Below are 26593 nucleotides of genomic sequence, written 5' to 3'. Positions count from 1 at the left end.
GGCGCGGCGAAGGGCCATCCATGGCCCTGCGCCGCTTGCCAGGCATCCATGCCTGGCACCCACCTGCGCAAGGCTTCCACTCGGCCTCCTGACGTCGCGTTTGGCGGCGCCAGGGCTATCGCGTATCAAGAGCAACAGAAGGGCTGCTTGGTAGGATCATGCCTCTGCTGCTGTTGTGAGCAGGATCTTGTGAGGGATCGAACCTTTTGACTGCGCTTCACGCATTAAATAGCTGCTTTGCCTTAATAATTGGGGCCGCTACGCGCCCCATCGCGGCACAAGGCCGCTCCTACAGGATTACGCAAACCTTGCCGCTGGCGGGTTGCCTCAGCGGGCTTGTCCCGCGATAGGGCCGGACCCGATATCACCGTCGCCAGTCGGACCGCCGCACCGCCGCTCCCACAGGGGACCAGCGCTAGCCTCACAGGGCCTGCGCATGGCGTCGTAGGTAAACGTTCTTTGCCAGCGAGCTCCCGTCGGGCTTAGGATCGGTCCACATTTGCCACGATGAAGGATGATCGTCATGTTCGACCTGCCCGCCCTGCGTGAAGCCGCCGCTTTCGTCCACCAGCACGTACCTCCCACCCCGCAGCACGCCTGGCCGCTGTTGGCCGACCGGCTCGGCTGCCAGGTGTGGGTCAAGCACGAGAACCATGCGCCTACCGGGGCCTTCAAAGTACGTGGGGGGTTGGTCTATGTGCGTTCGTTGCTGGCCAGCGGCAAGCCACCACGCGGGCTGGTCACCGCTACCCGTGGCAACCATGGCCAGAGCATGGCCCTGGCGGCGCGCCAGGCCGGGTTGCCGTTGGTGATCGTCGTACCCGAGGGCAACTCGCGGGAGAAGAATGCCGCCATGCGGGCTTTGGGAGCCGAGCTGGTAGAGCATGGCGTCGATTTCGATGTGGCGCGGGAAGAAGCGGCCAGGTTGGCCGAGGCCAAGGGCTATGCCATGGTGCCGTCCTTCCACCCGGAACTGGTGCGGGGCGTGGCCACCTATGCCTTGGAGTTGTTCGAGGCGGTGGGCGACCTGGACTGCGTCTATGTGCCCATCGGCATGGGATCGGGGATTTGCGGCCTGATCCAGGCGCGCAACCTGCTGGGTCTGAAGACCCAGATCGTCGGTGTGGTTTCCAGCGCCGCCGATGCCTACGCCCAGAGCTTCGAGCAGGGCCGCATCGTTACCACCGAAACCGCCGACACTTTTGCCGACGGCATGGCCTGCCGCGTCCCTCATCCCGACGCCTTCGCCCTGGTGCGCGAGCATGCCGCGCGCATCGTGCGGGTCACCGACGAGGAAGTCGCCCAGGCCATGCGCCTCTACCACGAAGCCACCCACAACACCGCCGAAGGTGCCGGGGCCGCAGCCCTGGCCGCATTGATGCAGGAGCGCGCGCTGCAGGCCGGCAAGCGTGTGGCCGTGGTGCTCAGTGGGGCGAACATCGACCGCGAGCGGTATGCGCGTGTATTGATGGGGGCCTGACATGCGCCTGCTGAAATCTTGGAGGTCTTCGAGCAGGCTGCACGGGCCTGACAGCCACGATACAAGCCAGGCACAATGCGCCTCTTCTCGAGCCGTAGCGAATACAGAGTGCCCCCATGCCTTTTTCGAATGGATTCCTTCTGAGCCTGTCCTTGTGCCTGGACATCGGCGTGGCCAACATCGCCATGATCACCCTGGCGATGCGCCGCGGTTTCATGCAGGGCCTCTGGCTGGGCTTGGGCACATGCGTCGGTGACCTGATCTATGCCGTCGCGGCGTTGGCGGGCATGACCGTGCTGTTGCAGTTCGAGGCGGTGCGCTGGGCCTTGTGGCTGGGCGGCTCGGCGTTGTTGGTATGGTTTGCGCTGAAGATGGCATTGGCGGCCTGGCGTGGCGGGCATCTGGAGGCCCGTGGCCAGGTAGTGATCGAGCCGGCCTGGCGCGAATTCCTGCGGGGGATGTTCCTGGCGATGTCTTCGCCCAGTGCGATTCTCTGGTTCGCCGCGGTGGGCGGCGTGTTGATCTCCCGCTCCGGTGCAGGCGGGCCGCTGGAGGCCGGGTTGTTCCTGGGAGGCTTCTTCACCGCCGGGGTGGTCTGGTGCCTGGGCCTGTGCGGCATCGCCAGCCATGGTGGGCGCTTGCTGGGGGATCGGTTGCTGACCTGGTCGTACCTGTTGTCGGCAGCGATCTTCTGTTACTTCGCGGGGTACGTGATTCTTTCCGGTTACCGCGAATTCATCCTCACCAGCCCAGCGCTATAAGCCAACCCCACGCAGGGTTCCGTGGGCTAGCCCCGCGATCAAGGGCGAAGCCTTTGCCATACAGCCTCGATGGCTACGAAAAAGATTTTCAGCGCGGTGTCGATTTCCCCGATTCCTGTTCGACCAGTCATGAAGGCACCGGCCTCACCCGGTGCCACTCACTCATGAATGATCGGAGGAAACACCGATGAATACCGCAGCCGAAACCGAACTCCGCCAACTGATCGAAGGCTGGATGCAAGCCGTGCGCGACCGTGACCTGGATGCGATCACCGCGCCCTATGCCGACGACATCGTGGCCTTCGATGCCATCCAGGAACTGCAGTTCAAGGGCAAGGCCGCCTACCGCGCACACTGGGAAATGTGCATGAGCTTTTGCACCGGGCCGATGGTCTTCGAGCTCGCCCAGCTGACCGTGCACGCCGACGGCGACCTGGCCCTGGCGCATTGGCTCAACCGCTGCGGCCCGGCGGACAACGAAAGCCAGTGCGGCTTCATGCGCGCCACCGTGGGCTATCGTCGTAGGGGCGGGCAGTGGCAGGTCATCCATGAACACTGGTCGGCGCCCTTCGACATGCAGACCCAGAAGGCCCTGTTCAACCTCAAGCCCTGACACCGCTCATCGGTAATTGCCCGCTACCCCAGCATTGGAGACGACCATGAAATACCTGTGCCTGGTCTATTGTGACGAAGGGCTGCTGCACAGCTTGCCCGACAGCCCCGAAGATGCCGAATGCATGGCCTACGCCGAGTCGTTGCAGGGCTCCGGGCGAATGCTCGCGGCCGAGGCGCTCAAGCCCGTGCAGACTGCCACCACGGTACGCGTGCGGGGCGGGCGCATGAGCCTGACCGATGGCCCGTTCGCCGAGACCAAGGAACAGTTGGCCGGTTTCTACCTGGTCGATGCCCGCGACCTCAACGAGGCGCTGAACATCGCCAAGGGCATCCCGGCGGCGCGGGTCGGCAGTGTGGAAGTGCGACCGGTGCGCGAGCTGCAACCCTGACAACGGAGAACGAGCATAATGAGCCTTGCACAACCAGGCCTGGCCCAGGCACAGCATGAGCTGGCCATCAGCCGCCTGATCGATGCACCGCCTGCCAAGGTGTTCCGCGCCTGGACCGAGCCCCAGTGGCTGAGCCAATGGTGGGGGCCTCACGGCATGACCACCCCCGAGTGCGAGATGCAGCTGTGGGTCGGTGGCCTGTTCCGGACCCTGATGCGGGCGCCCGATGGCGCCGAGTACCCCAACCAGGGTGTGTTTCTGGAGATCATCGCACCGCGGCGGCTGGTATTCACCGATGCGTTCGGCCCCGGTTGGGTGCCGTCGGGCAAGGCCTTCATGACCGCCGTGATGACCTTCGACGATGAGCAGGGCAAGACCCGCTACACCGCCCGGGCCTTGCACTGGAGCGCTGCCGACTGTCGCGCCCATGAAGAAATGGGCTTCTACCAGGGATGGGGCGAAAGCCTGGACCGTCTGGTGGAGGTCGTGACCCAGCGGATGCCGGACTGATGGTCGACGCCGAACGGGTGCGTGGGGAAGTCGAGGCGGTCTACCGCCGCGACTCCCGGCGTATCCTGGCGACCCTGATCCGCCTGCTCGGCGATTTCGACCTGGCCGAAGAGGCGATGCACGACGCTTTCTTCATCGCCGTCGAACGTTGGCAGCGGGACGGCATCCCGGACAACCCCCGGGCCTGGCTGGTCTCCGCCGGCCGTTTCAAGGCCATCGACGCCTTGCGCAGGCGGACCCGCTTCGACCGTTCCCAGGCTGACCTGATCATGCTTCTGGAGGGGGAGGGGCAAGACCCCAGCGAGGAGGAACTGCTGGTGGACGACCGTCTGCGTCTGATCTTCACCTGTTGCCACCCGGCCCTTGCCGCCGACGCCCAGGTCCCGCTGACCCTACGCGAAGTATGCGACCTGACCACCGAGCAGATCGCCCGGGCCTTCCTGCAAAGCCCGGCGACCATCGCCCAGCGCATCGTTCGCGCCAAGGCCAAGATCCGCGATGCGCGCATTCCCTACCAGGTCCCGGCCCTGGGCGAGCTGCCCGAGCGCCTGGAAAACGTGTTGCGGGTGGTGTACCTGGTGTTCAACGAAGGTTACTCCGCGTCCTCCGGCGAGGATTTGGTGCAGCGCGAATTGTGCGACGAGGCGATTCGCCTGGGGCGCTTGATCGCCCAGCTGTTGCCCGATGCCGAGGTGCTCGGGCTGTTGGCGTTGATGCTGCTGCAGGCGTCGCGCTTGCATGCCCGCACCGATGCGGCCGGGGAGCTGGTGCTGCTCGACCGTCAAGACCGCAGCCTGTGGGACCGTGCGCAGATCGACGAAGGCTGCCAATTGGTGCAGCAGGCGCTGCGCAGCCGACAGTTCGGTGCCTACACCGTACAGGCGGCCATCGCTGCGGTGCATGCCGAGGCGCCCAGTGCCGAGCAGACCGACTGGGCCGAAATCGTCGGGCTATACGATGTGTTGCAACGGCACTGGCCATCAGCGGTGGTCGAGCTGAACCGGGCGGTGGCACTGGCCAAACGGGATGGGGCGAGGGCCGGGTTGCAGGCGATCGAGGCGATCCTGGGGCGGGGCGAGCTGCTTGACTACCACCTGGCCCATGCCGCGCGGGCCGAGTTGCATCGGCAATTGGGGCAGGATGAGCAGGCCCGAGGCGCCTGGCGCCAGGCGCTGGCGCTTACCCGGCAAGGGCCGGAACGGCGTCATATCGAGCGGTGTCTGCGCGAGTTGGGGTGAGCACCGAGCAGGCTCACTTGCCCAGGCCCTATCGCTGGCAAGCCAGCGCTCATGGAACAACGCATAACTATTTGATTTTGCGGGCCTTGTGGGAGCGGGCTTGCCCCGCGATTGGGCCGGGCCGGATATCACCGTCGCCTGGCAAGGGCTTCGCCCTTGACCGCGGGACAAGCCCGCTCCCACAGGTGGCGCCGTCTCAGCTGGCGACGAAATTCGGCGGGGTGACCAGTTCGACGGTCTGCTGCTTGCGCGGCGCGAGGATCTCGGCCACGCCTTCGACGACCAGCTCGTCGTTCTGGTTGTACACATTGGTGGCGATGCGCACCTTGAACTTGGGCAGCTTCTCGAGGATTTCCAGGCGCACGGTCAGGGTGTCGCCGATCTTCACCGGCTTCTGGAAGCTCATCTGCTGGCCCAAATAGATGGTCCCAGGGCCCGGCAGGGTGCAGGCCACCGCGGCGCTTATCAGGGCACCACTGAACATGCCATGGGCGATGCGTTCGCGGAACATGCTCTTGGCCGCGAACTCGGCATCCAGGTGCACCGGGTTGTGGTCACCGGACATCGCGGCGAACAGCTGGATGTCGCGTTCCTGCACGGACTTTTCATAGCTGGCTTTCTGCCCGACTTCGAGGGCTTCGTAGGGCGTGTTGGTGACCTGGGTCATCGGGGCTTCCTTAGAGGGCGGACGAGAAAGTGTACATCATTCACTGCGGGCAGGGCGGCCAAGGGCCAGGGCCTGCTCCAGCCAGCCGAGGATATCGGCGGTGACCTCGTCGCGGTTGGTTTCGTTGAGCAATTCGTGCCGGGCCTCGGGGTACAGGCGCAGTTGCACGTGCCGGTTGCCGGTCGCGCGCAGGGCGTCGGCCAGACCTTTCAGACGCTTGCCGGCACTGACCGGATCACATTCGCCGCCAATGACCAGGATCGGCAGGTTCGGGTCGATCTGCGCCAGGTTCTTCGGCTGGCTGATCTGCGCCAGGCCCTGGAGCAGATCGATCCACAGTTGGTTGCAGCAGCGAAAGCCGCACAGGGGGTCGGCAATGTACTGATCGACTTCATCCGCGTCGCGGCTGAGCCAGTCGAAGGCGGTGCGGTTGGGCTTGAAGGCCTTGTTGAACGAGCCGAACGACAGCCAGTCGATCAGCCCGCTCTTGCCCAGGGGGCCTTGGCGCCAGGCTTCGGCGCGAGCCACCAGGGTCGCGGTGCGGTACAGCAGCGGTGGCTGGAAATTCGAGCCACTGAGCACCGCGCCATGCAGGCTGCCACTATGGTGCATCAGGTACGCCTGGGCGATGTAGCTGCCCATGCTGTGGCCGAACAGGAACAACGGCGTACCCGGAAACTGCTGGCCGATGTGCTGGGCGAGCAGGCCCAGGTCATTGACCACGGTGGCCCAGCCATGGTGACGGGCGAACAGGCCCAGGCAGCCCAGCTCGGCGGTACGGCCATGGCCACGCAGGTCCGGGGCGAGCAGCGCGAAACCCGCATCCGCCAGGGCATGGCCCAGGCGCCGGTAGCGACCGGCATGCTCGGCCATGCCGTGGGCCAGCAGCACCACGGCCTTGACCGGGGTGGCCGGCAACCACTGGTGGACATAGAGGCTGCAATGCTCGCTGGCAGGCAGCCAGAAGGCGTCATGGGGCATGGAAGGTCCTTTGCACACGGCTTCGAGACAGTGTATGCGCAATGGTGCCGATTGCAGGACGGCAACAAATAAGATTCACAATGTTAATAGCGGCACTTGGCTTGTATGCCACCTGCGCCTTACCTGCTAACGTCGGTTCAACACCTTTTTGCACGCAAGGGCAAAAGAGGTAGGGACAGCTTCGGGCAGAGGAACAACTATAAATGCAAGCCGAATTCTGGAACGACAAGCGCCCGGCGGGCGTGCCTTCCACCCTCGATATCAATGCCTACCAATCCGTGGTCGATGTCTTCGAGCGCTCCTGCAAGCGTTTCGCCGACCGCCCGGCCTTCAGCAACCTGGGCGTGACCCTCAGCTATGCCGACCTCGACCGCCAGTGCGCGGCATTCGCGGCCTGGTTGCAGCAGCACACCGACCTCGTCCCAGGCGATCGCATCGCGGTGCAGATGCCCAACGTCCTGCAATACCCGATCGCCGTATTCGGTGCGATGCGCGCCGGCCTGATCGTGGTCAACACCAACCCGCTCTATACCGCCCGTGAGATGCGCCACCAGTTCAAGGACTCCGGCGCCCGCGCCCTGGTGTACCTGAACATGTTCGGCCAGCGCGTGCAGGAGGTGCTCGGCGATACCGATATCCAGTACCTGATCGAGGCGAAGATGGGCGACCTGCTCCCTACCGCCAAGGGCTGGTTGGTCAACACCGTGGTCGACAAGTTGAAGAAGATGGTCCCGACCTACAGCCTGCCCCAGGCCGTGTCGTTCAAGCAGGTGGTGCGCCAGGGCCGCGGCCTGTCGCCCAGGCCGGTGGCGCTGGCGCTCGATGACATCGCCGTGCTGCAGTACACCGGTGGCACCACTGGCCTTGCCAAGGGCGCCATGCTCACCCATGGCAACCTGGTCGCGAACATGCTGCAGGTGCTGGCCTGCTTCGCCCAGCACGGCCCCGACGGCCAGCGGCTGATCAAGGACGGCCAGGAGGTGATGATCGCGCCGCTGCCGCTGTACCACATCTATGCCTTCACAGCGAACTGCATGTGCATGATGGTCACCGGCAACCATAACGTGCTGATCACCAACCCCCGCGACATCCTGGGCTTCATCAAGGAACTGGGCAAGTGGCGGTTCACCGCGCTGCTGGGGTTGAACACGCTGTTCGTCGCGCTGATGGACCACCCCGGTTTCAAGGCTCTGGATTTCTCCGCCCTCAAGGTCACCAACTCAGGCGGTACGGCGTTGGTGAAGGCCACCGCCGAACGTTGGGAGCAACTGACGGGCTGTCGCATCGTCGAGGGCTATGGCCTGACCGAAACCTCTCCGGTGGCCAGTACCAACCCCTATGGCGAGCTCGCGCGCCTGGGCACCGTGGGCATCCCGGTGCCGGGCACAGCCTTCAAGGTCATCGATGATCAGGGCAATGAGCTGCCCCTGGGCGAGCGGGGCGAGCTCTGCATCAAGGGGCCGCAGGTCATGAAAGGTTACTGGCAGCAACCCGAGGCCACCGCTGCCACCCTGGATGCCGAGGGTTGGCTGAAAACAGGCGATATCGCCGTGATCGACCCCGACGGTTTTACCCGTATCGTCGATCGCAAGAAGGACATGATCATCGTCTCGGGTTTTAACGTGTACCCCAACGAGATCGAGGACGTGGTCATGGGGCATCCGAAGGTCGCCAACTGCGCGGCCATTGGCGTGCCGGACGAACGTTCCGGCGAGGCGGTCAAGCTGTTCGTGGTGCCCCGGGAGGGCGGGCTGGATGTCGAGGAGCTCAAGGCGTTCTGCAAGGCCAACTTCACAGGCTACAAGGTGCCCAAGCACATCGTGCTGCGCGATTCGTTGCCTATGACCCCGGTGGGCAAGATCCTGCGCCGCGAGCTGCGTGATATCGCCTGAATGCCCGCGTAGTAGCCTGTCAGGCAAGCTGTTTGTGACACACAGAGGGGCTGCCAGGCAGCCCATCGCGGGGCAAGCCCGCTCCTACAGGGACTTCGCCACTGGATGATGGGCATGATCCTGTAGGAGCGGGCGCGACGCTCTAGCCTGCCGGTTTCGGCCTGAATTGCGACGTTTTGGTTAAATACTCTAAAAATGACCTGTATAGTTCTTTGAGTCATTTTTGTGACCGATTGGGCCGATTCGGGCTCTAGTCGACCCTTTGCAAAGCTGTTACTCTCGGCGCGCTTTCGGATGATCCGGTTTGCAATGAGCCGTCATCTCATATCAATAATAAACGCACAATGCGTGACGAATTGGCTGTTGCTGAAGGAGCGGGCTTCCATGATCGAAAATTTTTGGAAGGATAAGTACCCAGCCGGAATTACGGCTCAAATCAATCCTGACGAATTCCCCAATATCCAGGCGGTACTCAAGCAATCCTGCCAACGCTTTGCCGACAAACCGGCCTTTAGCAACCTGGGCAAGACCCTCACCTACGGTGAGCTCTATACGCTTTCGGGCGCTTTCGCCGCCTGGCTGCAACAGCATACCGATCTCAAGCCCGGCGACCGCATCGCCGTGCAACTGCCCAACGTCCTGCAATACCCCGTGGCCGTGTTCGGTGCCATGCGCGCCGGCCTGATCGTGGTCAACACCAACCCGCTGTACACCGCGCGGGAAATGGAGCACCAGTTCAACGACTCCGGCGCCAAGGCCTTGGTATGCCTGGCCAACATGGCCCACCTCGCCGAGAAGGTGGTACCCAAGACCCAGGTCAAGCATGTGATCGTCACCGAAGTGGCCGACCTGCTGCCGCCGCTCAAGCGCCTGTTGATCAACAGCGTGATCAAGTACGTGAAGAAGATGGTGCCGGCCTACAGCTTGCCGGGCGCCGTGCGCTTCAACGATGCCTTGGCCCTGGGCAAGGGGGGCGCGGTGACCGAGGCCAACCCACAGCCCAACGACGTCGCGGTGCTGCAGTATACCGGCGGTACCACGGGGGTTGCCAAGGGTGCCATGCTGACCCACCGCAACCTGGTGGCCAATATGCTGCAATGCCGGGCGCTGATGGGTTCGAACCTGCATGAGGGTTGCGAGATCCTCATCACCCCGCTGCCGCTGTACCACATCTATGCGTTCACCTTCCATTGCATGGCCATGATGCTGATTGGCAACCACAACGTGCTGATCAGCAACCCGCGTGACCTGTCGGCGATGGTCAAGGAGTTGGGCAAGTGGAAGTTCAGCGGCTTCGTCGGGCTCAACACCCTGTTCGTCGCCTTGTGCAACAACGACGCGTTCCGCGCCCTGGACTTCTCGGCACTGAAAATCACCCTCTCTGGCGGCATGGCCTTGCAGTTGAGCGTGGCCGAGCGCTGGAAGGCGGTGACCGGTTGCGCCATCTGCGAAGGCTACGGCATGACCGAAACCAGCCCGGTGGCGGCGGTCAACCCGGCCGAGGCCAACCAGGTTGGCACCATCGGCATTCCGGTGCCTTCCACCCTGTGCAAGGTCATCGATGACAGCGGCCGCGAGCTGGGCCTGGGCGAGGTCGGCGAGCTGTGCGTCAAGGGCCCGCAGGTCATGAAAGGCTACTGGCAGCGCGAGGACGCCACCGCCGAGATCCTCGACCAGGACGGTTGGTTGAAGACTGGCGACATCGCCGTGATCCAGCCGGACGGCTACATGCGCATCGTCGATCGCAAGAAGGACATGATCCTGGTGTCCGGCTTCAACGTGTACCCCAACGAACTCGAAGACGTGCTGGCCGGCTTGCCGGGCGTGCTGCAGTGCGCGGCGATCGGCGTGCCGGACGAGAAGTCGGGCGAAGTGATCAAGGTGTTCATCGTGGTCAAGCCGGGCATGACCCTGACCAAGGAACAGGTGATGGAGCACATGCGCGCCAACGTCACCGGCTACAAGGTGCCACGCTACATCGAGTTCCGCGATGCGCTGCCGACCACCAACGTCGGCAAGATCCTGCGTCGCGAGCTGCGTGATGAAGAGCTGAAGAAACAGGGCCTGAAGAAGATCGCCTGACTTACTGTCGACGCGCATCCCTGTAGGAGCGGCCTTGTGCCGCGAAGGGCTGCAAGGCAGCCCCGGCTTTTTCAGTGATCGCTGATGAGGCTCGGGGCCGCCTTGCGGCCCTTTCGCGGCACAAGGTCGCTCCTACAAAGGCCTGCGCGCACTCAGCGCAGTTTCTCGAGCATCCCGTAGTACCACATCCCCGCCGCCAACAGCGGATTGCCCAGCAAGTCCCCCATCGGCACCTTGATGTGCTTGCACGCCGCGAAGGTGTCGAATTTCTCCAGGGTCCCGGTCAAGGCCTCGGCCATGATTTCGCCCATGATATGGCTGGTGGCGATGCCATGCCCTGAATAGCCCTGGCAATACCAGACGTTGTCCGACAGCTTGCCCAACTGCGGGATACGGTTGACCACGATGCCCATGGCGCAGCTCCACTTGAACTCGATCGGCACGCCCTTGAGTGCCGGGAAGGTGCGCTCGATGCATGGGCGCAGCTCGCCTTCGATGTCCCGCGAATCCTTGCCCGAGTAGTTGGCGCCGCCGCCGAACAGCAGGCGTTTGTCCGCCGTCAGGCGGTAGTAGTCGAGGACGAAGCGGCAGTCGTACACCGCCAGGTCCTGAGGGTTGATCTGTTCGGCCAGCTCACCCAGCGGTGCGGTGGTGACGATGCCGCCCATGGCCGGGAAGATCTTGCCCTTGAGCTGGCGCTTTTCCAGCTTGTGGTAGACATCGCCTGCCAGCAGCACCTGGCGTGCCTCGATGCGGCCTTGGGCGGTGACCACCGCCGGGCGCGGGCCATGGATGATCTCCAGCACTTCGGAGTTCTCGTAGACCAGCGCACCCAGCGAATGGGCGGCGCGAGCCTCGCCCATGCACAGATTGAGCGGGTGCAAGTGCAGGTTGCGGCGGTTCTTCAAGGCGCCCAGGTACAGCGGGCTCTGTAGGTGCTGGCCGACCGCGGCGCGATCGAGCAGTTGCACCTGCTCGCCCATCCCCCGGCGCACTGCCTCGTCGTAGCTGGCCTGCAGCTCGTTCATGTGCGACGGCTTCATCGCCGCATGCAGGTGGCCGCGCTTGAGGTCGCAGTCGATACCGTAACGCGCCACGCGCTGCTCGATGATCTGGTGCCCGCGCCAGCGCAGGTGCCAGATGAAATCGTCCACCTCGCTGCCCAGGCGGTTGCGCATCTGCGTGCGCATGGCCTCGTCGCCCGAGAGGCTGCCGGTGACCTGGCCGCCGTTGCGCCCGCTGGCGCCCCAACCGATCCGGTTGGTTTCGACGATGGCCACCTTCAAGCCCCGCTCGGCCAGTTCCACTGCCGTGGCGACCCCGGTGAAGCCGCCGCCAATGATGGCCACGTCGACCTGCTCGGTGCCGGTGAGCGTCGGATATGCGGTAGGGTCGTTGAGCGTGGCGCTGTAGTAGGACGGCGCCCGTTGCGCCGCCAGGGTGTTCGATGCTGCGTTCATGTCGATTCCTTCAAACGGATGAGGCTCATGCCTGGTGCAGGTACCAGCGCCAGTCCTGCTCGCCGACTTCGGCCATGAACTGGCGATATTCGGCGCGCTTGACCTTCAGGTAGACCCCGAGGAAGGCTTCGCCCAGGGCCTCCCGGGCCCAGGTCGAATGCTCCAGGGCATCGAGGGCGGTCAGCCACTCGGTGGGCAGGTGCTCCTTGGCCTGGGCATAGCCGTTGCCTTGCACCGGCGCACCGGGGTCGAGCTGCTCGCGCACGCCCCGGTGGGCGGCGGCGAGAATGGCCGCGGCGGCCAGGTACGGGTTGGCATCGGCGCCGCAGATGCGGTGCTCCACATGCCGGCTGTTGGCCGGCCCGCCGGGTACGCGCAGGCTCACGGTTCGGTTGTCCACGCCCCAGGTCGGTGCCAGCGGCGCATAGCTGTTGGCCTGGAAGCGCCGGTAGGAGTTGGCGTTGGGGCAGAACAACAGCAACGATTCGCGCAGGTGGCGCAGCATGCCGCCGACCGCCTGGCGCAGCAGCGGGGTGCCGGCCGGATCACTGCTGGCGAATAGGTTGTGGCCTTCGGCATCAGCCAGGCTCAAATGCATGTGCATGCCGGTGCCGGCCAGGTGGGCGAAGGGTTTGGCCATGAAGCAGGCCTGCATGCCATGCGCATTGGCGATGCCCTTGACCAGGCGCTTGTAGCGCACGGCCTGGTCCATGGCTTGCAAGGCATGGCCATGTTCCAGGGTGATTTCCACTTGGCCGGGGGCATACTCGGAAATCGCCGTGCGCGCCGGAATACCCTGGGCCTTGCAGGCGGCATAGAGGTCGGCGAGGAAAGGTTCGATCTGCTCGAGCTCACGCAGCCCGTACACCTGGGTGGCGTGTGGGCGACCGCCGTCGCTGTCCAGTGCCGGTTGCGGGCGGCCCTGGGCGTCGCGTCGCTGGTCGAGCAGGTAGAACTCCAGCTCGCAGGCCATCACCGGGTGGTAGCCGTCGGCCTCGAGCGCTTCGAGGGTGCGCAGCAAGACATGACGCGGGTCGGCCACGCTGGCCGGCAGGCCCTCGCTGGGGTGCATGCTCACCTGCACGGCGGCGGTCGGCACGCGCCGCCAGGGCAGGCGTACCAGGCTGCCTTCAAGCGGGTAGGCGCGGCAGTCGATATCGCCCACGTCCCAGACCAGGCCGGAGTCTTCCACGTCCTCGCCATTGAGGGTCAGGCCGAGGATGGTGCTGGGCAGGGGACGACCGCTTTCATACACCGCCAGCAGCTCGTCGCGGTGCAACAGCTTGCCGCGGGGTACGCCGTTGGCGTCGAGGATGAACAGCTCGAACAGTTCGATATCAGGGTTGTCGGCCAGGAAGCGTCTGGCCTGGTCGGGGTTGGCAAAGTGCATGATGTTCGCTCGCGCCCGCAGGCGCACAGGACCGCCGCATACAGGGGGCGGGTCGTACCGGGAAACCGGCCGAACGTGGCCGGGACGGGTCAGTGAGGCGCGAACGAAGTATCCGGCGGGCGTGCGTGGCGGCAGTGCCACAGGGCCCAGAAGGCGAGGATGACATGTACCAGCGGGTTTTCGCCGGCGCGCGCCTTGGCCTTGGGGAGAGCCGGGTGCGCATTGCTCGAGGGGCGGGTCATGCCTGGATACTCACATGGGGCGTAAGGTTGATTAAAGCAGTGAATGGCAATGTTCATTCCATGGCTGACTAAACATTTCAGGGAATGGCGCAAATGCTGTAGGAGCGGCCTTGCGCCGCGAAAGGGGTACGAAGCCGGGGCATAGAGCGAGAGGGCCGCTTCGCGACACAAAGCCCACAGGGGCGGCAGCACAGACAGCAAAGCGGTTGCAAATCTGCGACAATCGCGCATCTTCGAATGCCGATCATGAAAAAGCAGGCTCACCTGCATCACCAAAAAGCCCCATGACAGACCACTCAATCGACCAACTCCTGAAGAACCTCGACCACGCCATGATCGCCGACCGCCATCGGCTGCGGCGCCAATTGCACGAGCTGCGCAAGCGCCCCGACGAGGCGAAGCAGGCCTTGTGGGTGGAAAAGGTCCAGGCGTCCTGCGCCCAGGTCGTGGCCCGCCAGCAGAGCGTGCCGAGCATCCGCTACGACGACAGCCTGCCCATCGCGGCCAAGCGCGACGAGATCAAGAAGGCCCTGGCCGAGCACCAGGTGCTGGTGATCGCCGGCGAGACCGGCTCGGGGAAGACCACCCAGTTGCCGAAGATCTGCCTGGAGATGGGCCGCGGCCGCCATGGCCTGATCGCCCACACCCAGCCACGCCGGATCGCCGCGCGCAGCGTGGCGGCGCGGGTGGCGGAAGAACTGGGCACGCCTTTGGGTGGGCTGATCGGCTACCAGGTACGCTTCGAGGACCAGAGCGATGCCGGTACCCTGGTCAAGCTGATGACCGACGGCATCCTGCTGGCCGAGACCCAGCACGACCGCTTCCTCGAACGCTACGACACGATCATCGTCGACGAAGCCCACGAGCGCAGCCTGAACATCGACTTCCTGCTCGGCTACCTGAAGACCCTGCTGCACCGTCGCCCGGACCTGAAGCTGATCATTACCTCAGCGACCATCGACCTGGAGCGCTTCTCCAAGCATTTCGACGGCGCGCCGATCATCGAAGTATCGGGCCGTACCTTCCCGGTGGACACCTGGTACCGGCCGCTGACCAGCGAGCAGGACGAGGAGGGCAACCGCGTCGAGGACGACCTCACTGTCGACCAGGCGATCCTCGCCACCCTGGACGAGCTGGCCCATCACGAGCGCAGCGAGGGCAAGGGCCCCGGCGACGTGCTGGTGTTCCTGCCGGGTGAGCGGGAGATCCGTGACGCTGCCGAGATCCTGCGCAAGGCCCAGCTGCGTCACACCGAGATCCTGCCGCTGTATGCGCGCCTGACGCCGGCCGAGCAGCAGAAGATCTTCCAGCCTCATACCGGGCGCCGGGTGGTACTGGCCACCAACGTTGCCGAAACCTCCCTCACCGTTCCGGGCATCCGCTACGTGATCGACACCGGCACCGCGCGCATCAGCCGCTACAGCTACCGGGCCAAGGTTCAGCGCCTGCCTATCGAGGCCGTGTCCCAGGCCAGTGCCAACCAGCGCAAAGGCCGGTGCGGGCGGGTCGAGCCGGGCATTTGCGTGCGCCTGTACAGCGAAGAGGACTTCAACGCCCGACCGGCGTTCACCGACCCCGAGATCCTGCGCACCAACCTGGCGGCGGTGATCCTGCAGATGCTGCACCTGCGCCTGGGCGCGATCGATGCCTTCCCGTTCATCGAGCCGCCGGACGGCAAGGCCATCAGCGATGGCTTCAACCTGTTGCAAGAGCTCTCGGCGGTCAACCGCGAGAATCAGCTGACCCCGCTGGGTCGCCAACTGGCCCGCCTGCCGATCGACCCACGCCTGGGCCGCATGCTGCTCGAAGGCGCCCGTCAGGGCAGCCTGCAGGAGGTGCTGATCGTCGCCAGTGCCCTGTCGGTGCAGGACCCGCGCGAGCGCCCACCGGAGCGCCAGCAAGCGGCCGACCAGGCCCATGCGCAGTGGAAGGACACCGACTCCGATTTCGCCGCCCTGGTCAACCTCTGGCGGGGGTTCGAGGAGCAGCGCCAGGCCTTGACCGCCAACCCGCTGCGCAACTGGTGCCGCAAGCACTTCCTCAGCTACCTGCGCCTGCGTGAATGGCGCGACGCCCACCGCCAGCTCTCGCTGATCTGCCGCGACCTGCAATTGGCGGTCAACAAGGAGCCGGCGGACTTCCCACGCATGCACAAGGCCATCCTCAGTGGTCTGTTGAGCCAGATCGGCCACAAGACCGAGGACGGTGACTACCAGGGCGCGCGTCAGCGGCGTTTCTGGGTTCACCCGTCCTCTGGCATCGGCCGCAAGCGCCCACAGTGGGTGATGGCCGCGGAGCTTGTGGAAACCACCAAGCTCTATGCGCGCATGGTGGCCAAGATCGAACCGGACTGGATCGAGCCGCTGGCCACCCACCTGGTCAAGAAGAACCATTTCGAGCCGCATTGGGAGAAGAAGCGCGGCCAGGTGGTGGCCTATGAACAGATCACCCTGTATGGCCTGATCCTGGTCGGCCGCCGGCCGGTGCACTTCGGCCCGATCGACCCGGTGGTGTCGCGCGAGCTGTTCATCCGCGACGGCCTGGTGGGCGGTGAGATCCAATCGCGGGCCAAGTGCCTGTCCGCCAACAAGCGCCTGCTCGAGCAGCTCGACGAGCTGGAGGCCAAGGCCCGGCGGCGTGACATCCTGGCCGATGAGGAAACCCTGTACGCCTTCTACGAGGCGCGCCTGCCGGCAGAAATCCACCAGACCGCGACCTTCGACAGCTGGTACCGGGTCAACAGCCAGAAGGACCCGAACCTGCTGATCATGCGCGAAGAGGACGTGCTGGCCCGCGAGGCCAGCGAAGTGACTGCCGCGCAATACCCAGACAGCCTGCAAGTGGGGGATCTGCGCCTGCCGTTGACCTATCACTTCGAGCCAGGCCACCCCCGTGACGGCGTTACCGTGCGCGTGCCGGCACCGCTGCTGCCGAGCCTGCCAGGCGAGCGCCTGGAGTGGCTGGTACCCGGCCTGCTCGAGGCCAAGTGCGTGGCCCTGGTGCGCAACCTGCCCAAGGCCCTGCGCAAGAACTTCGTGCCGGTGCCCGATTTCGTCAAGGCGGCCCTGGCGCGCATGAGCTTCGGCCAGGGCGCCTTGCCCCAGGCCCTGGGCCAGGAACTGCTGCGCATGACCGGTGCCCGGGTGCCGGACGACGCCTGGGCCGAAGCGGCCGGGCTGGTGGAAGGGCACCTGCGCATGAACATCGAGGTGGTCGATGGCCAGGGCAAGTTCCTCGGCGAAGGCCGCGACCTGGCCGAGCTGACCGCCCGTTTCGCCGCCGCGAGCCAGGCTGCGCTGGCCATGCCGCGTAATGAAAAAGCCGAGCAGCCGGTGCAGGCCAAGGCATTCGCCGAGGTGGCGCAGACCGCCCAGCAGAAGATCGCTGGGCTGTCGCTGACGGTGTACCCAGCGCTGGTGGAAGAGGCCGGGGCAGTGCGCGAAGGGCGTTTCTCGACCCAGGCCGAAGCCGAATTCCAGCACCGCCGCGCGCTGCAGCGGTTGCTGCTGCAACAGCTGGCCGAGCCTGCGAAGTTCCTGCGCGGCAAGCTGCCGGGGCTGACCGAGCTGGGCCTGCTGTACCGCGAGCTGGGCCGGGTCGAGGCGCTGGTGGAGGATATCCTCCTGGCCAGCCTGGACAGCTGCATCCTCGAAGGCGAGGCGCCCTTGCCGCGTGATGGCGCAGCGCTCGCCGGGCTGGCCGAGCGCAAGCGCGGCAGCTGGGCCGAGCATGCCGAGCGCCTGGCCCGCCAGACTCTGGAAGTGCTCAAGCTATGGCATGGCTTGCAGAAGCGTTTCAAGGGCAAGATCGACCTGAGCCAGGCGGTCGCGCTGAACGACATCAAGCAGCAACTCGCCAACCTGGTATACCCAGGTTTCGTGCGCGAGACGCCCGCGGCTTGGTTCAAGGAGTTGCCGCGCTATCTCAAGGCGGTGGAGCTGCGCCTGGAGAAGCTCGGTTCGCAGGTACAGAAAGACCGGGTGTGGAGCGGCGAGCTGGCCAACTTGTGGGCCCAGTACAAGGCCCGCGCCGACAAGCATGCCCAGGAGGGCAAGCGGGACGAACAGCTCACGGTGTACCGTTGGTGGCTGGAGGAATACCGGGTGTCGTTGTTCGCCCAGCAGTTGGGCACCAAGGTGCCGGTTTCCGACAAACGTTTGGCCAAACAGTGGGCTCAGGTGGAAGCCTAAACCTGGGGAGATGTGGCAAACTTGCGGGAATTTGGGCCGCTGTGCGGCCCATCGCGGGACAAGCCCGCTCCTATAGGGATAGCGTCCTATTCTGTGGGAGGGGGTGTGCCCCGTGATCGAGGGCGCAGCCCTCGTACATAAATTGGTACTAAAGTGCCATTATGTTGCCTTTTTCCCGGCCAGCGCTGCGTGCGATGGCCTCTGACCAGAGGAACGACCGTGCATAACGTCGTGATCAGCGGCACAGGCCTGTATACCCCGGCCCAGAGTATTTCCAACGAAGAACTGGTGGCGTCCTTCAACACCTGGGCGCAGCAGTACAACCACGACAACGCTGCCGCCATCGAGCGCGGCGAGCAGGAGGCCGCGCCGCTGTCCGACGCTGCCTTCATCGAGAAGGCTTCCGGTATCAAGAGCCGCTTCGTCATGGACAAGGCCGGCATCCTCGACCCGCAGCGCATGAAGCCGCGCCTGCCGGAGCGCTCCAACGACGAGCCGTCGATCCTTTGCGAAATGGCCGTGGCCGCTGCCCGCCAGGCACTGGAACGCGCAGGCCGTACCGCTGCCGACGTGGACGGGGTGATCGTCGCTTGTTCCAACCTGCAGCGCCCGTACCCGGCCATTTCCATCGAAGTGCAGCAAGCGCTGGGCATCCAGGGCTTTGCCTTCGACATGAATGTGGCCTGCTCCTCGGCCACCTTCGGCATCCAGACCGCCGCCAACAGCGTGCAACTGGGCCAGGCCCGGGCGGTGCTGATGGTCAACCCGGAGATCTGCACCGGCCATTTGAACTTCCGTGACCGCGACAGCCACTTCATCTTCGGCGATGCCGCCACCGCGGTACTGGTCGAGCGTGCCGACCAGGCCACCTCGGCGCATCAGTTCGAAATCGTCAGTACCAAGCTGCTGACCCAGTTCTCCAACAACATCCGTAACAACTTCGGCTTCCTCAACCGCGCGGCGGAGGAGGGCATCGGTGCGCCGGACAAACTGTTCGTCCAGGAAGGCCGCAAGGTGTTCCGCGAGGTCTGCCCGATGGTCGCTGAACTGATCGGCGAACACCTGGGTGAGAACGGCCTGCAGCCGACCGACGTCAAGCGCTTCTGGCTGCACCAGGCGAACCTGAGCATGAACCACCTGATCGTCAAGAAGCTGGTGGGGCGCGAGGTGGCCGAGGAAGATGCACCGGTGATCCTGGACCGTTATGCCAACACCAGTTCGGCGGGGTCGGTAATCGCCTTCCACCTGTACCAGGATGACCTGCCCAAGGGCGCGTTGGGCGTGCTGAGCTCGTTTGGTGCGGGGTATTCGATCGGTAGCGTGATCCTGCGCAAGCGCTGATTCGGCGTATAGCCTGTACCGGCCCCATCGCCGGCAAGCCGGCTCCCACACTATTGCATGTGGGAGATCCCCCAGCCCTCCCGGGCTGCGCCTGTGGGAGATTCTATGGTTGTGGGCAAGCCGGCTCCCACTGGTGCAGCGCCAACCACACCCTGTGGGAGCGGGCTTGTCCCGCGATCAAGGGCGAAGCCCTTGCTTGGCGGCGGTGATATCGGGCCAGGCCCAATCGCGGGACAAGTCGGACCGCCGCCCCCACAAGGGCCTGCAAAATCAAATAGTTATGCTTTGTTCTATGGGAGCCGGCTTGCCGGCGATGGGGCCGACGCATTTGCAGCAGGCAAAAAAAAGCGGAAAGCACCGGATGGGGTCGGCACTTTCCGCTTGAGTGACGCAGGGGAGCTTGCGCTTAGAACTTGGCTTCCAGGTCGACCTGCAAGGTGTCGACGTCGGCGTTGCTGTTCGGCAGCTGGGACAGGTCGGTCTTGGCCATCAGGTAGGCCGCGCCCAACGAGAAGTTCTTGTCGATCTCGTAGCCAACCTTGAACTTGTGACCGCGCGACCCGGTGAAGCCGGCGCCGAAGTCGGAGTCGGTGAAGGCGCTGACCACCGCGTTGCGCTGCACGTCGCGGTAGTTGTAGTCCAGGCTCCAGGCACCGAGCTTGGTCTTCAGGCCGGCCAGCCAGGCCTTGTCTTCGCCGTCGGTGCTCTCGGTGTTCTTCACGTACTGGCCGTAGGCCGACAGCGGGATGGCAAAGCCGGTGAAGTCCACCTGGCCGAAGCCTTCCACCAGGTTGAACTCGTTGGTGGTGTTGCCGAAGGCGCGCAGGGCCGCGGATTCCTTGTCGTTGTCATAGCCGTAGATGCTGGTACCCACGGTGACCTTGACGGTGTCGGCCGCATCGAAGCGAGCCCCCAACTGGCCGTGGTACAGCTGCGCGTCGTGCTTGAACTGCACGCCGTCGCCGTCCACGTTGTCCTTGAGGTTGTAGTGACCGGCGCTGCCGAACAGCTCGGCGCCGCCCAGGTCGGTCTTGTAGGTGACAGCCACGCCTTCCGGGTTGATGTCGCTGTCCCAAATGATATCGCCCATGCTCACCCACGGCTGAGGCATCTTACCGCCGATCAGGTGCAGGTTAGGCACGGCGGTCGGGTGCCAGTCGAGATAAGCCAGGTCTACCCACAGCGACTTCTTCTCGAAATAGTTGTCCAGGCTCTGGTTGGTGGAGCGGGCATCGGCGCTGCTGCCGGTGGCCACGCGGATGCCGGCATCGACCTGCGGGTTGATCTGGCTGTAGAAGCCGACGCGGGCACGGACGCGTTCGCGGTCCTGGTTGCCGCTGCGGCTGTTGGGGTTGTCGACGTTGACGTCTTCGTAGCGCAGGCGCACGTCGCCCTTGATCTGGGTCTTGGCGGCCCATGCCACTTTCTGCTCGAAGGAGCTCAGGCGATCGGCCTGGGCCTTCTGCTCTGCCTTTTCCTTGGTTTCCTTGGCCAGATCGGCCTGCAGTTCGTTGTACTGCGCCTGGTTGATCGAGCCGTTGGCGCGGAGCATTTCGAGCAGCTTGGCGTCGACTGCAGCACTGGCCGGAGCGCTCAGTGCCAGCATCATGCCGGTGAGGCTCACTCCGGTAAGTGTAGAAACAAGACGCATAAGGTTCTCCCTGTTGGAAAAAGTTGGGGAGGCGCTTGCGCCTGCCCCTTAGTTGGCATGCCTTCGGAAAGGCCCTGGCTAGAGGGGTTGCCGGGGTTCCGAAAAACAGGCGCCAGTATTGCGGGGAGGAATGACAGAATAATGTCTATTTGATGGCACTGCGGTTAAGTGAGGTTGAGTCGTGCGCGTTCATTTGAGTGTCGCGACCCACTTGGGGATACTGACCACTTCCTGGCCTGTGAGTCGACATCGTGACCAGCCTGTACAGCCTTGCCCATCTGCGCGATCTGCCGGCGGCGACTTGGGACGCCCTGGTGCCTCCCGGCCAGCCGTTCCTGCGCCATGCCTTTCTCAGTGCCCTGGAGGACAGCGGCAGCGTCGCCCCCGCAACCGGCTGGGCGGCCGAGCATCTGGTGTTGGAACGCGATGGGCAGGTGCGCGCAGTGCTGCCGGCCTACCGCAAGTGGCACTCGTTCGGTGAGTACGTGTTCGATCACGGCTGGGCCGATGCCTGCGAACGCGCGGGCATTCGCTATTACCCCAAGCTGCTCGGCGCGGTGCCGTTCAGCCCGGTGAGCGGCCCGCGCCTGCTGGCGGCCGAGCCTGCGGATGGGTTGCTCATGCTGCAGGCCATTCCTGAGTACCTGGGCAAGGGCGAGCTCTCCGGCGCGCACATCAATTTCACCGACAGCACGCTCGACGAGCGCATCGCTGGCTTGCCAGGGTGGATGGAGCGCCTGGGTTGCCAGTTCCACTGGCACAACCGCGGCTACCGCGACTTTCAGGATTTCCTCGATACCCTGAGCTCTCGCAAGCGCAAGCAGATGCGCAAGGAGCGTGAACAGGTGGCCGGGCAGGGGATCGACTTCCGCTGGCTGCGCGGCGAGGAACTGAGCGAGGCGCAGTGGGACTTCGTCTACCTGTGCTATGCCAACACCTATGCGGTGCGGCGCCGCACGCCCTATTTGACCCGCGAATTCTTCAGCCTGCTGGCCGAGCGCATGCCCGAGGCGGTGCGGGTGGTGGTGGCCCGTCAGCAGGGGCGTGAGGTGGCCATGGCCCTGAGCCTGGTGGGCGGTGACAGCCTCTACGGGCGCTACTGGGGGTGCCTGGACGAGTTCGATCGTTTGCATTTCGAGACCTGCTTCTACCAGGGCATGGCGTTCGCCATCGGCGAAGGGCTGCAACGGTTCGATGCCGGGGCCCAAGGGGAGCACAAGTTGATCCGTGGGTTCGAGCCGGTGCTGACACGCTCGTGGCACTACTTGTTGCACCCGGGGCTGCGGCGGGCGGTGGGGGATTTCCTCGAGCAGGAGCGGGCGGGGGTGAAGGCCTATGCCGAGCAGGCGCGGGAGATGTTGCCTTACCGCAAGGCGTGAGCTGGGCTTATCGCGGGGGAGAGCCACCGGACCCTGTAGGAGCGGCCTTGTGCCGCGAAAGGGCCGCAAAGCGGCCCCGTACCCGGCTCAATCCACCCCGACGAACCCACCGGTCTGATGGTGCCACAACCGCGCATACAACCCGCGCTCGGCCAGCAACTGGGCATGGGTGCCGCTTTCGACGATATGCCCTTTGTCCAGCACCACCAGCCGGTCCATGCGGGCAATGGTGGACAGGCGGTGGGCGATGGCGATCACCGTCTTGCCTTGCATCAAGGTCTCCAGGCTTTCCTGGATCGCTGCCTCGACTTCCGAATCCAGCGCTGAGGTGGCTTCGTCCATGATCAGGATTGGCGCGTTCTTGAGCAGCACCCGGGCAATGGCGATGCGCTGGCGCTGACCACCGGAGAGCTTGACGCCGCGTTCGCCCACATGGGCATCGAACCCGGTGCGTCCCTGGGCGTCGGAGAGCTGCGGGATGAATTCGTCGGCCCGGGCCCGGCGCACGGCCTCCCAGACTTCCGCCTCGCTGGCATTCGGTCGGCCATACAGGAGGTTGTCGCGGATCGAGCGGTGCAGCAGCGAGGTATCCTGGGTGATCATGCCGATCTGGGCGCGCAGGCTGGCCTGGTTGACCTCGGCGATGTCCTGGCCGTCGATGAGGATACGCCCGCTGTCCACGTCGTACAGGCGCAGCAACAGGTTGACCAGGGTCGACTTGCCGGCGCCGGAAGGGCCGATCAGGCCGATCTTCTCGCCGGGGCGGATGTTCAGCTCCAGCCCATCGATGACCTTGCTGCCCTTGCCGTAATGAAAGCCCACATGGTCGAAGTGCACCGCGCCACGGCTGACCTGCAGCGCCGGGGCGCCGGGCTTGTCGGTGACGCTGACCGGTTGGGCGATGGTCTGCAGGCCATCCTGGACCATGCCGATGTTCTCGAAGATGCCGTTGACCACCCACATGATCCAGCCGGACATGTTGATGATGCGGATCACCAGGCCGGTGGCCAGGGCGATGGCGCCGACGGTGATCAGCGATTGGCTCCACAGCCACAGCGCCAGGCCCGTGGTGCCCACCACCAGCAGACCGTTGAGGCCAGTGATGACCACGTCCATGCTGGTGACCACCCGCGAGGCCAGTTGGGTCTTCTCGGTCTGCTCGCTGATCGCCTCGCGGGCATACTGCTGTTCATGGTCGGTGTGGGCGAACAGCTTGAGGGTGGCGATGTTGGTATAGCCGTCGACGATGCGCCCCATCAGCTTGGAGCGGGCGTCGGAGGAAATCACCGAGCGTTCCTTGACCCGGGGAACGAAATAGTAGAGCGCGGCGATGTAGCAGGCGATCCAGGCCAGCAACGGCAACATCAGCCGCCAATCGGCCTCGGCGAACAGCACCAGCGAGCTGATGGCATAGATGAGTACATGCCAGAGCGCGTCCACCGCCTGCACCGCCGAGTCGCGCAGGGAGTTGCCGGTTTGCATGATGCGCTGGGCGATGCGCCCGGCGAAATCGCTCTGGAAGAAGTTCAGGCTCTGCTTGAGCACGTAGGTATGGTTCTGCCAGCGGATCAGGCTGGTCATGCCCGGGCTGATGGTCTGGTGCACCAGCAGGTCGTGCAGGCCGAAGAACACTGGCCGCAACACCAGGACCACCACCAGCATCCAGGCCAGCTCGCCACTGTGCCGGCTGAAGAACTCGGTGCCCGGCGTGGCCTGGGCCAGGTCGATGATCCGGCTCAGGTAGCTGAACATGGCCACCTCGATCAGCGCGGCCACCAGGCCGACCACCAGCAGAGCGATGAAACTGGGCCAGACCTGGCGCAGGTAATACAGGTAGAACGGCCACACCTGACTTGGCGGCGCCTCGCTGGGCGCCTCGCGGAAGATGTCGATCAACTGCTCGAAACGGCGGTACAACATGGTGGACACACTCCTGTTCCATCCGACCTTCAGGCGGGTTCACATCCTTGTGAGACCTGCGATCAGTCGATGCGTTTGGCGGACTTGATGTACACCGGGTCCGCCGGTACGTCGCGCATGCCTCGCTTGATGGTGGTAGGCGAGTTGACGATCTGGTCGACCACCTCCATGCCCTTGGTCACCTTGCCGAACACCGCGTAGCCACGGTCGCGGCCCGGGTTGAGGAAATCGTTGTCGGCCACGTTGATGAAGAACTGGCTGGTAGCCGAGTTCGGGTCGGAGGTACGCGCCATGGCCAGGGTGCCGCGGGTATTGGCCAGGCCGTTGCTGGCCTCGTTGCGGATCGGGTCGCGGGTTGGCTTTTGCACCATTTGGTCGGTGAAACCGCCACCCTGGGCCATGAAACCTGGGATCACGCGGTGGAAGATGGTGTTGTTGTAGAAACCGCTGTCGACGTATTCGAGGAAATTCTTCGTGCTGATCGGCGCCTTTTCGGCGTTCAGCTCGATCTCGACCTGGCCGAAGCTGGTGTCCAGCAGGACGTGAGGGGTCTTGTCCGAAGCCATGACGCTGGTGGCGAAGGCGACCGAGCAGGCGGTGAGCAGAAGTTTTTTCAGCATGGGCTCAAAGATCCTTGAGAAGTGGAAGCCGCTGCGAGGAAGTGCAGCAGGGTCTGGTTGAAGACCTCGGGTTGGTCGAGGGGGGTAGCGTGCCGGGAATCGGCGATGACTGCCAGTGTCGCCTGTGGCATCAGGGCGACATAGCGCTCCTTGAGTTGTATCGGGGTGTAATCGTGGTCGGCGGCGATCACCAGGGTCGGGCACTGGATCTGCCCGATGCGCGCCTGCACGCCCCAGTCGACGATGGCATCGAAGCTGCGCAAGTAGGCGCGCTTGTCGTTGCGCGCCCAGCGCTGGGCCATCGTGTGGCGCAGTTCGGTTTGTTCCGGCTTGGGGAACAGCCGCTCGGCCAGGCCCTTGCCGACCGTCTCGACACTGAGGATGCGCGCCAGGCTCCAGCGCTTGATCCACCAGACCCAATGGGCGAGGGAATTGCGCCGGACCTGGGGGGCGCTGTTGACGATGCACAGGCTGCGCAGCCAGGCGGGGTGGTCGACGGCGAACTGAAAACCCACCATGCCGCCCATGGACAGGCCCACGAAGTGCACCGGGCCGGTCTGCAGGTGCTCCAGCAGGGCCAGCAGGTCGGCGCTGAAGGTCGCGATCTGGTAGCCGTCGCGGGGCTTGTCGGAGCGGCCGTGGCCGCGGATGTCCATCAGGATGACCCGGTAATGGCGGCTCAGTACGGGAACCTGGAACTCCCAGTCCTGGCAGCTGGAACCCAGGCCGTGCAGCAATACCAGGGGTTCGCCCTGGCCGTATTCCTCGTAGTGCAGCGTGCATCCTTCGTGCTCGAAATAGGCCATGGGCGCGGTCCTCTCAGGCTTGCGGGGGGGCTGCGAAGGGCACGTCCAATGGCGCTGTGTCGAAATTGCGCAGCAGCTCGATGAGGATCTGCGTGGCCGGACCCAAGGTCTTGTCCTTGTTCGAGTAAAGGTAGAACAGTGGGTGGCGGCTGCCACCCTGGTCCAGCGGCAGCGGCTTGAGCAGGCCTTCGCGCAGCTCGCGCTCGATCATGTGCCGGGGCAGCCAGGCAAAGCCCAGGCCGCTGCTGACGAAGGTGGCGGCGGTGCCCAGGCTGCCGACCGTCCAGCGCTGCTCGGCGCCGAGCCAGCCGACATCGCGCGGCTGAGCGCGGCCGGAGTCGCGAATCACCACCTGCAACTGGCTTTCCAGGTCCTGGAAGGTGATTTCACGGCCCAGGCGGTGCAGGCTGTGCTCGGGATGGGCGACGGCGATGAACTCCACCGAACTCAGTTCGGCTCCCAGGTAGCCACCGATGCTGTAGCTGCTGATGGCGAGGTCGGCAATGCCCTCGTGCAGCACCTCCTCGACGCCGGAGAGTACCTCCTCGCGCAGGCGTACCCGGCAACCGCGGCTTTGCGGCATGAAGGCGCTCAACGCCCGGACCAGGCGGGCGCTGGGGTAGGCGGCATCGACCACCACGCGTACTTCTGCCTCCCAGCCTTGCTCCATGTGATGGGCCAGGTCCTCGAGCTGGCTGGCCTGTTTGACCAAGTGGCGCGAACGGCGCAGCAGCACGTTACCGGCTTCGGTCAACACCGCCTTGCGCCCGTCGATGCGCAGCAGCGGCACGCCCAGTTGCTCCTGCATGCGCGCCACGGTATAGCTGACCGACGACTGCGAGCGGTGCAGGGCTTCGGCGGCCTGGGCGAACCCGCCATGGTCGACCACCGCCTGGAGGGTTCGCCACTGATCCAGGGTTACGCGTGGCGCTTTCATCTTCGGCTCCTGTTGTCCTAAGCTGCGCTCTTCCAAGGAGAG

21 protein-coding genes are annotated in these 26593 nt (G+C 64.7%); 11 read left to right on the top strand and 10 right to left on the bottom strand.

Translation table 11 applies throughout. The features are described 5' to 3' along the window. Positions 1-523: 523 nt before the first annotated feature. From ACNFG0_RS19395 to ACNFG0_RS19370, 6 genes are all read left to right on the top strand, one after another. Positions 524-1480: a threonine dehydratase gene (locus ACNFG0_RS19395; RefSeq protein ID WP_196156425.1), complete on the top strand. Its 957-nt coding sequence runs from the start codon at positions 524-526 to the stop codon at positions 1478-1480. A 116-nt stretch (positions 1481-1596) separates the two neighbouring features. Beyond that, positions 1597-2241, top strand: a complete 645-nt coding sequence (locus tag ACNFG0_RS19390) for a LysE family translocator (RefSeq protein ID WP_416766053.1) — start codon at positions 1597-1599, stop codon at positions 2239-2241. A 187-nt stretch (positions 2242-2428) separates the two neighbouring features. After that, positions 2429-2854, top strand: a complete 426-nt coding sequence (locus tag ACNFG0_RS19385; protein ID WP_196146515.1) for a YybH family protein — start codon at positions 2429-2431, stop codon at positions 2852-2854. A gap of 46 nt (positions 2855-2900) precedes the next feature. Continuing rightward, positions 2901-3245: a YciI family protein gene (locus ACNFG0_RS19380; RefSeq protein ID WP_084858410.1), complete on the top strand. Its 345-nt coding sequence runs from the start codon at positions 2901-2903 to the stop codon at positions 3243-3245. A gap of 18 nt (positions 3246-3263) precedes the next feature. Then, entirely contained in the window at positions 3264-3755 is a 492-nt protein-coding gene (locus tag ACNFG0_RS19375) for an SRPBCC family protein (protein ID WP_196146517.1), read from the top strand. Next, positions 3755-4993 (top strand): RNA polymerase sigma factor, encoded by a 1239-nt coding sequence (locus ACNFG0_RS19370; protein WP_416766052.1) that lies wholly within the window; start codon positions 3755-3757, stop codon positions 4991-4993. Before ACNFG0_RS19375 ends, ACNFG0_RS19370 begins: the two co-directional genes overlap by 1 nt. A 196-nt stretch (positions 4994-5189) precedes the next feature. On the opposite strand, the gene ACNFG0_RS19365 is transcribed toward ACNFG0_RS19370, so the two are convergent. Together ACNFG0_RS19365 and ACNFG0_RS19360 are read right to left on the bottom strand one after the other, a co-directional pair. Beyond that, positions 5190-5660, bottom strand: a complete 471-nt coding sequence (locus ACNFG0_RS19365; protein ID WP_196146519.1) for a MaoC family dehydratase — start codon at positions 5658-5660, stop codon at positions 5190-5192. 36 nt (positions 5661-5696) lie between these two features. After that, a complete protein-coding gene (locus ACNFG0_RS19360) occupies positions 5697-6641 on the bottom strand; it encodes an alpha/beta hydrolase (RefSeq protein ID WP_196146520.1) in 945 nt (314 codons plus the stop codon). Between the two features lie 203 nt (positions 6642-6844). Here ACNFG0_RS19360 and fadD2 point away from each other — a divergent pair, with 203 nt between their 5' ends. Then, on the top strand, positions 6845-8533 hold the full coding sequence (gene fadD2, locus ACNFG0_RS19355) for a long-chain-fatty-acid--CoA ligase FadD2 (protein ID WP_416766051.1): 1689 nt from the start codon (positions 6845-6847) through the stop codon (positions 8531-8533). A 384-nt stretch (positions 8534-8917) separates the two neighbouring features. After that, positions 8918-10615, top strand: a complete 1698-nt coding sequence (gene fadD1 / locus ACNFG0_RS19350; protein WP_196146522.1) for a long-chain-fatty-acid--CoA ligase FadD1 — start codon at positions 8918-8920, stop codon at positions 10613-10615. A gap of 152 nt (positions 10616-10767) precedes the next feature. Here the strand turns inward: fadD1 and ACNFG0_RS19345 are convergent, their stop codons facing one another. The 3 genes from ACNFG0_RS19345 to ACNFG0_RS19335 form a co-directional block, all read right to left on the bottom strand. Beyond that, positions 10768-12075 (bottom strand): NAD(P)/FAD-dependent oxidoreductase, encoded by a 1308-nt coding sequence (locus ACNFG0_RS19345; protein ID WP_196146523.1) that lies wholly within the window; start codon positions 12073-12075, stop codon positions 10768-10770. Positions 12076-12100: 25 nt separating this feature from the next. Continuing rightward, on the bottom strand, positions 12101-13465 hold the full coding sequence (locus tag ACNFG0_RS19340; RefSeq protein WP_416766049.1) for a glutamine synthetase family protein: 1365 nt from the start codon (positions 13463-13465) through the stop codon (positions 12101-12103). A gap of 89 nt (positions 13466-13554) precedes the next feature. Beyond that, positions 13555-13707 carry a hypothetical protein gene (locus ACNFG0_RS19335; protein ID WP_196167301.1) on the bottom strand — a complete coding sequence of 51 codons (153 nt, stop codon included), beginning with the start codon at positions 13705-13707 and terminating at the stop codon, positions 13555-13557. A 284-nt stretch (positions 13708-13991) separates the two neighbouring features. On the opposite strand from ACNFG0_RS19335, the gene hrpA reads away from it, so the two are divergent. Together hrpA and ACNFG0_RS19325 are read left to right on the top strand one after the other, a co-directional pair. Then, positions 13992-17897 carry an ATP-dependent RNA helicase HrpA gene (hrpA, locus tag ACNFG0_RS19330; RefSeq protein WP_416766048.1) on the top strand — a complete coding sequence of 1302 codons (3906 nt, stop codon included), beginning with the start codon at positions 13992-13994 and terminating at the stop codon, positions 17895-17897. Positions 17898-18116: 219 nt separating this feature from the next. Continuing rightward, positions 18117-19238, top strand: coding sequence for a beta-ketoacyl-ACP synthase III (locus ACNFG0_RS19325; RefSeq protein WP_416766047.1), 1122 nt, complete (start codon positions 18117-18119; stop codon positions 19236-19238). 406 nt (positions 19239-19644) lie between these two features. Here ACNFG0_RS19325 and ACNFG0_RS19320 read toward each other — a convergent pair whose 3' ends face one another. Next, entirely contained in the window at positions 19645-20889 is a 1245-nt protein-coding gene (locus tag ACNFG0_RS19320) for a putative porin (RefSeq protein ID WP_196145601.1), read from the bottom strand. A 251-nt stretch (positions 20890-21140) separates the two neighbouring features. On the opposite strand from ACNFG0_RS19320, the gene ACNFG0_RS19315 reads away from it, so the two are divergent. Next, positions 21141-22268 (top strand): GNAT family N-acetyltransferase, encoded by a 1128-nt coding sequence (locus tag ACNFG0_RS19315; protein ID WP_416766045.1) that lies wholly within the window; start codon positions 21141-21143, stop codon positions 22266-22268. Positions 22269-22355: 87 nt separating this feature from the next. On the opposite strand, the gene ACNFG0_RS19310 is transcribed toward ACNFG0_RS19315, so the two are convergent. The 4 genes from ACNFG0_RS19310 to ACNFG0_RS19295 all read right to left on the bottom strand — a co-directional run bounded on the left by ACNFG0_RS19310 (position 22356) and on the right by ACNFG0_RS19295 (position 26551). Further along, entirely contained in the window at positions 22356-24188 is a 1833-nt protein-coding gene (locus ACNFG0_RS19310) for an ABC transporter ATP-binding protein (protein WP_416766044.1), read from the bottom strand. Between the two features lie 62 nt (positions 24189-24250). Continuing rightward, the gene (locus ACNFG0_RS19305; protein WP_416766043.1) at positions 24251-24808 is read right to left on the bottom strand and encodes a peptidylprolyl isomerase; all 558 of its coding nucleotides are present in this window, start codon (positions 24806-24808) and stop codon (positions 24251-24253) included. Then, positions 24802-25614 carry an alpha/beta fold hydrolase gene (locus ACNFG0_RS19300; protein ID WP_196156437.1) on the bottom strand — a complete coding sequence of 271 codons (813 nt, stop codon included), beginning with the start codon at positions 25612-25614 and terminating at the stop codon, positions 24802-24804. The genes ACNFG0_RS19305 and ACNFG0_RS19300 overlap by 7 nt, the downstream gene beginning before the upstream one ends. Positions 25615-25627: 13 nt before the next feature. After that, positions 25628-26551 carry a LysR family transcriptional regulator gene (locus ACNFG0_RS19295; RefSeq protein ID WP_196145596.1) on the bottom strand — a complete coding sequence of 308 codons (924 nt, stop codon included), beginning with the start codon at positions 26549-26551 and terminating at the stop codon, positions 25628-25630. Between the last annotated feature and the right edge of the window lie 42 nt (positions 26552-26593).

The organism is Pseudomonas sp. NY15372, assembly GCF_048068215.1.
Classification (GTDB): domain Bacteria; phylum Pseudomonadota; class Gammaproteobacteria; order Pseudomonadales; family Pseudomonadaceae; genus Aquipseudomonas; species Aquipseudomonas guariconensis_A.
This window is presented reverse-complemented; position numbering and strand designations above follow the sequence as displayed.

Coding starts and splice junctions, on each gene's coding strand:
- ACNFG0_RS19345 (WP_196146523.1), bottom strand. CDS start 12,075: ATGAACGCAGCATCGAACACCCTGGCGGCGCAACGGGCGCCGTCCTAC.
- ACNFG0_RS19295 (WP_196145596.1), bottom strand. CDS start 26,551: ATGAAAGCGCCACGCGTAACCCTGGATCAGTGGCGAACCCTCCAGGCG.
- ACNFG0_RS19395 (WP_196156425.1), top strand. CDS start 524: ATGTTCGACCTGCCCGCCCTGCGTGAAGCCGCCGCTTTCGTCCACCAG.
- ACNFG0_RS19310 (WP_416766044.1), bottom strand. CDS start 24,188: ATGTTGTACCGCCGTTTCGAGCAGTTGATCGACATCTTCCGCGAGGCG.
- ACNFG0_RS19370 (WP_416766052.1), top strand. CDS start 3,755: ATGGTCGACGCCGAACGGGTGCGTGGGGAAGTCGAGGCGGTCTACCGC.
- ACNFG0_RS19320 (WP_196145601.1), bottom strand. CDS start 20,889: ATGCGTCTTGTTTCTACACTTACCGGAGTGAGCCTCACCGGCATGATG.
- ACNFG0_RS19340 (WP_416766049.1), bottom strand. CDS start 13,465: ATGCACTTTGCCAACCCCGACCAGGCCAGACGCTTCCTGGCCGACAAC.
- hrpA (WP_416766048.1), top strand. CDS start 13,992: ATGACAGACCACTCAATCGACCAACTCCTGAAGAACCTCGACCACGCC.
- fadD1 (WP_196146522.1), top strand. CDS start 8,918: ATGATCGAAAATTTTTGGAAGGATAAGTACCCAGCCGGAATTACGGCT.
- ACNFG0_RS19360 (WP_196146520.1), bottom strand. CDS start 6,641: ATGCCCCATGACGCCTTCTGGCTGCCTGCCAGCGAGCATTGCAGCCTC.
- ACNFG0_RS19375 (WP_196146517.1), top strand. CDS start 3,264: ATGAGCCTTGCACAACCAGGCCTGGCCCAGGCACAGCATGAGCTGGCC.
- fadD2 (WP_416766051.1), top strand. CDS start 6,845: ATGCAAGCCGAATTCTGGAACGACAAGCGCCCGGCGGGCGTGCCTTCC.
- ACNFG0_RS19365 (WP_196146519.1), bottom strand. CDS start 5,660: ATGACCCAGGTCACCAACACGCCCTACGAAGCCCTCGAAGTCGGGCAG.
- ACNFG0_RS19305 (WP_416766043.1), bottom strand. CDS start 24,808: ATGCTGAAAAAACTTCTGCTCACCGCCTGCTCGGTCGCCTTCGCCACC.
- ACNFG0_RS19385 (WP_196146515.1), top strand. CDS start 2,429: ATGAATACCGCAGCCGAAACCGAACTCCGCCAACTGATCGAAGGCTGG.
- ACNFG0_RS19335 (WP_196167301.1), bottom strand. CDS start 13,707: ATGACCCGCCCCTCGAGCAATGCGCACCCGGCTCTCCCCAAGGCCAAG.
- ACNFG0_RS19300 (WP_196156437.1), bottom strand. CDS start 25,614: ATGGCCTATTTCGAGCACGAAGGATGCACGCTGCACTACGAGGAATAC.
- ACNFG0_RS19390 (WP_416766053.1), top strand. CDS start 1,597: ATGCCTTTTTCGAATGGATTCCTTCTGAGCCTGTCCTTGTGCCTGGAC.
- ACNFG0_RS19380 (WP_084858410.1), top strand. CDS start 2,901: ATGAAATACCTGTGCCTGGTCTATTGTGACGAAGGGCTGCTGCACAGC.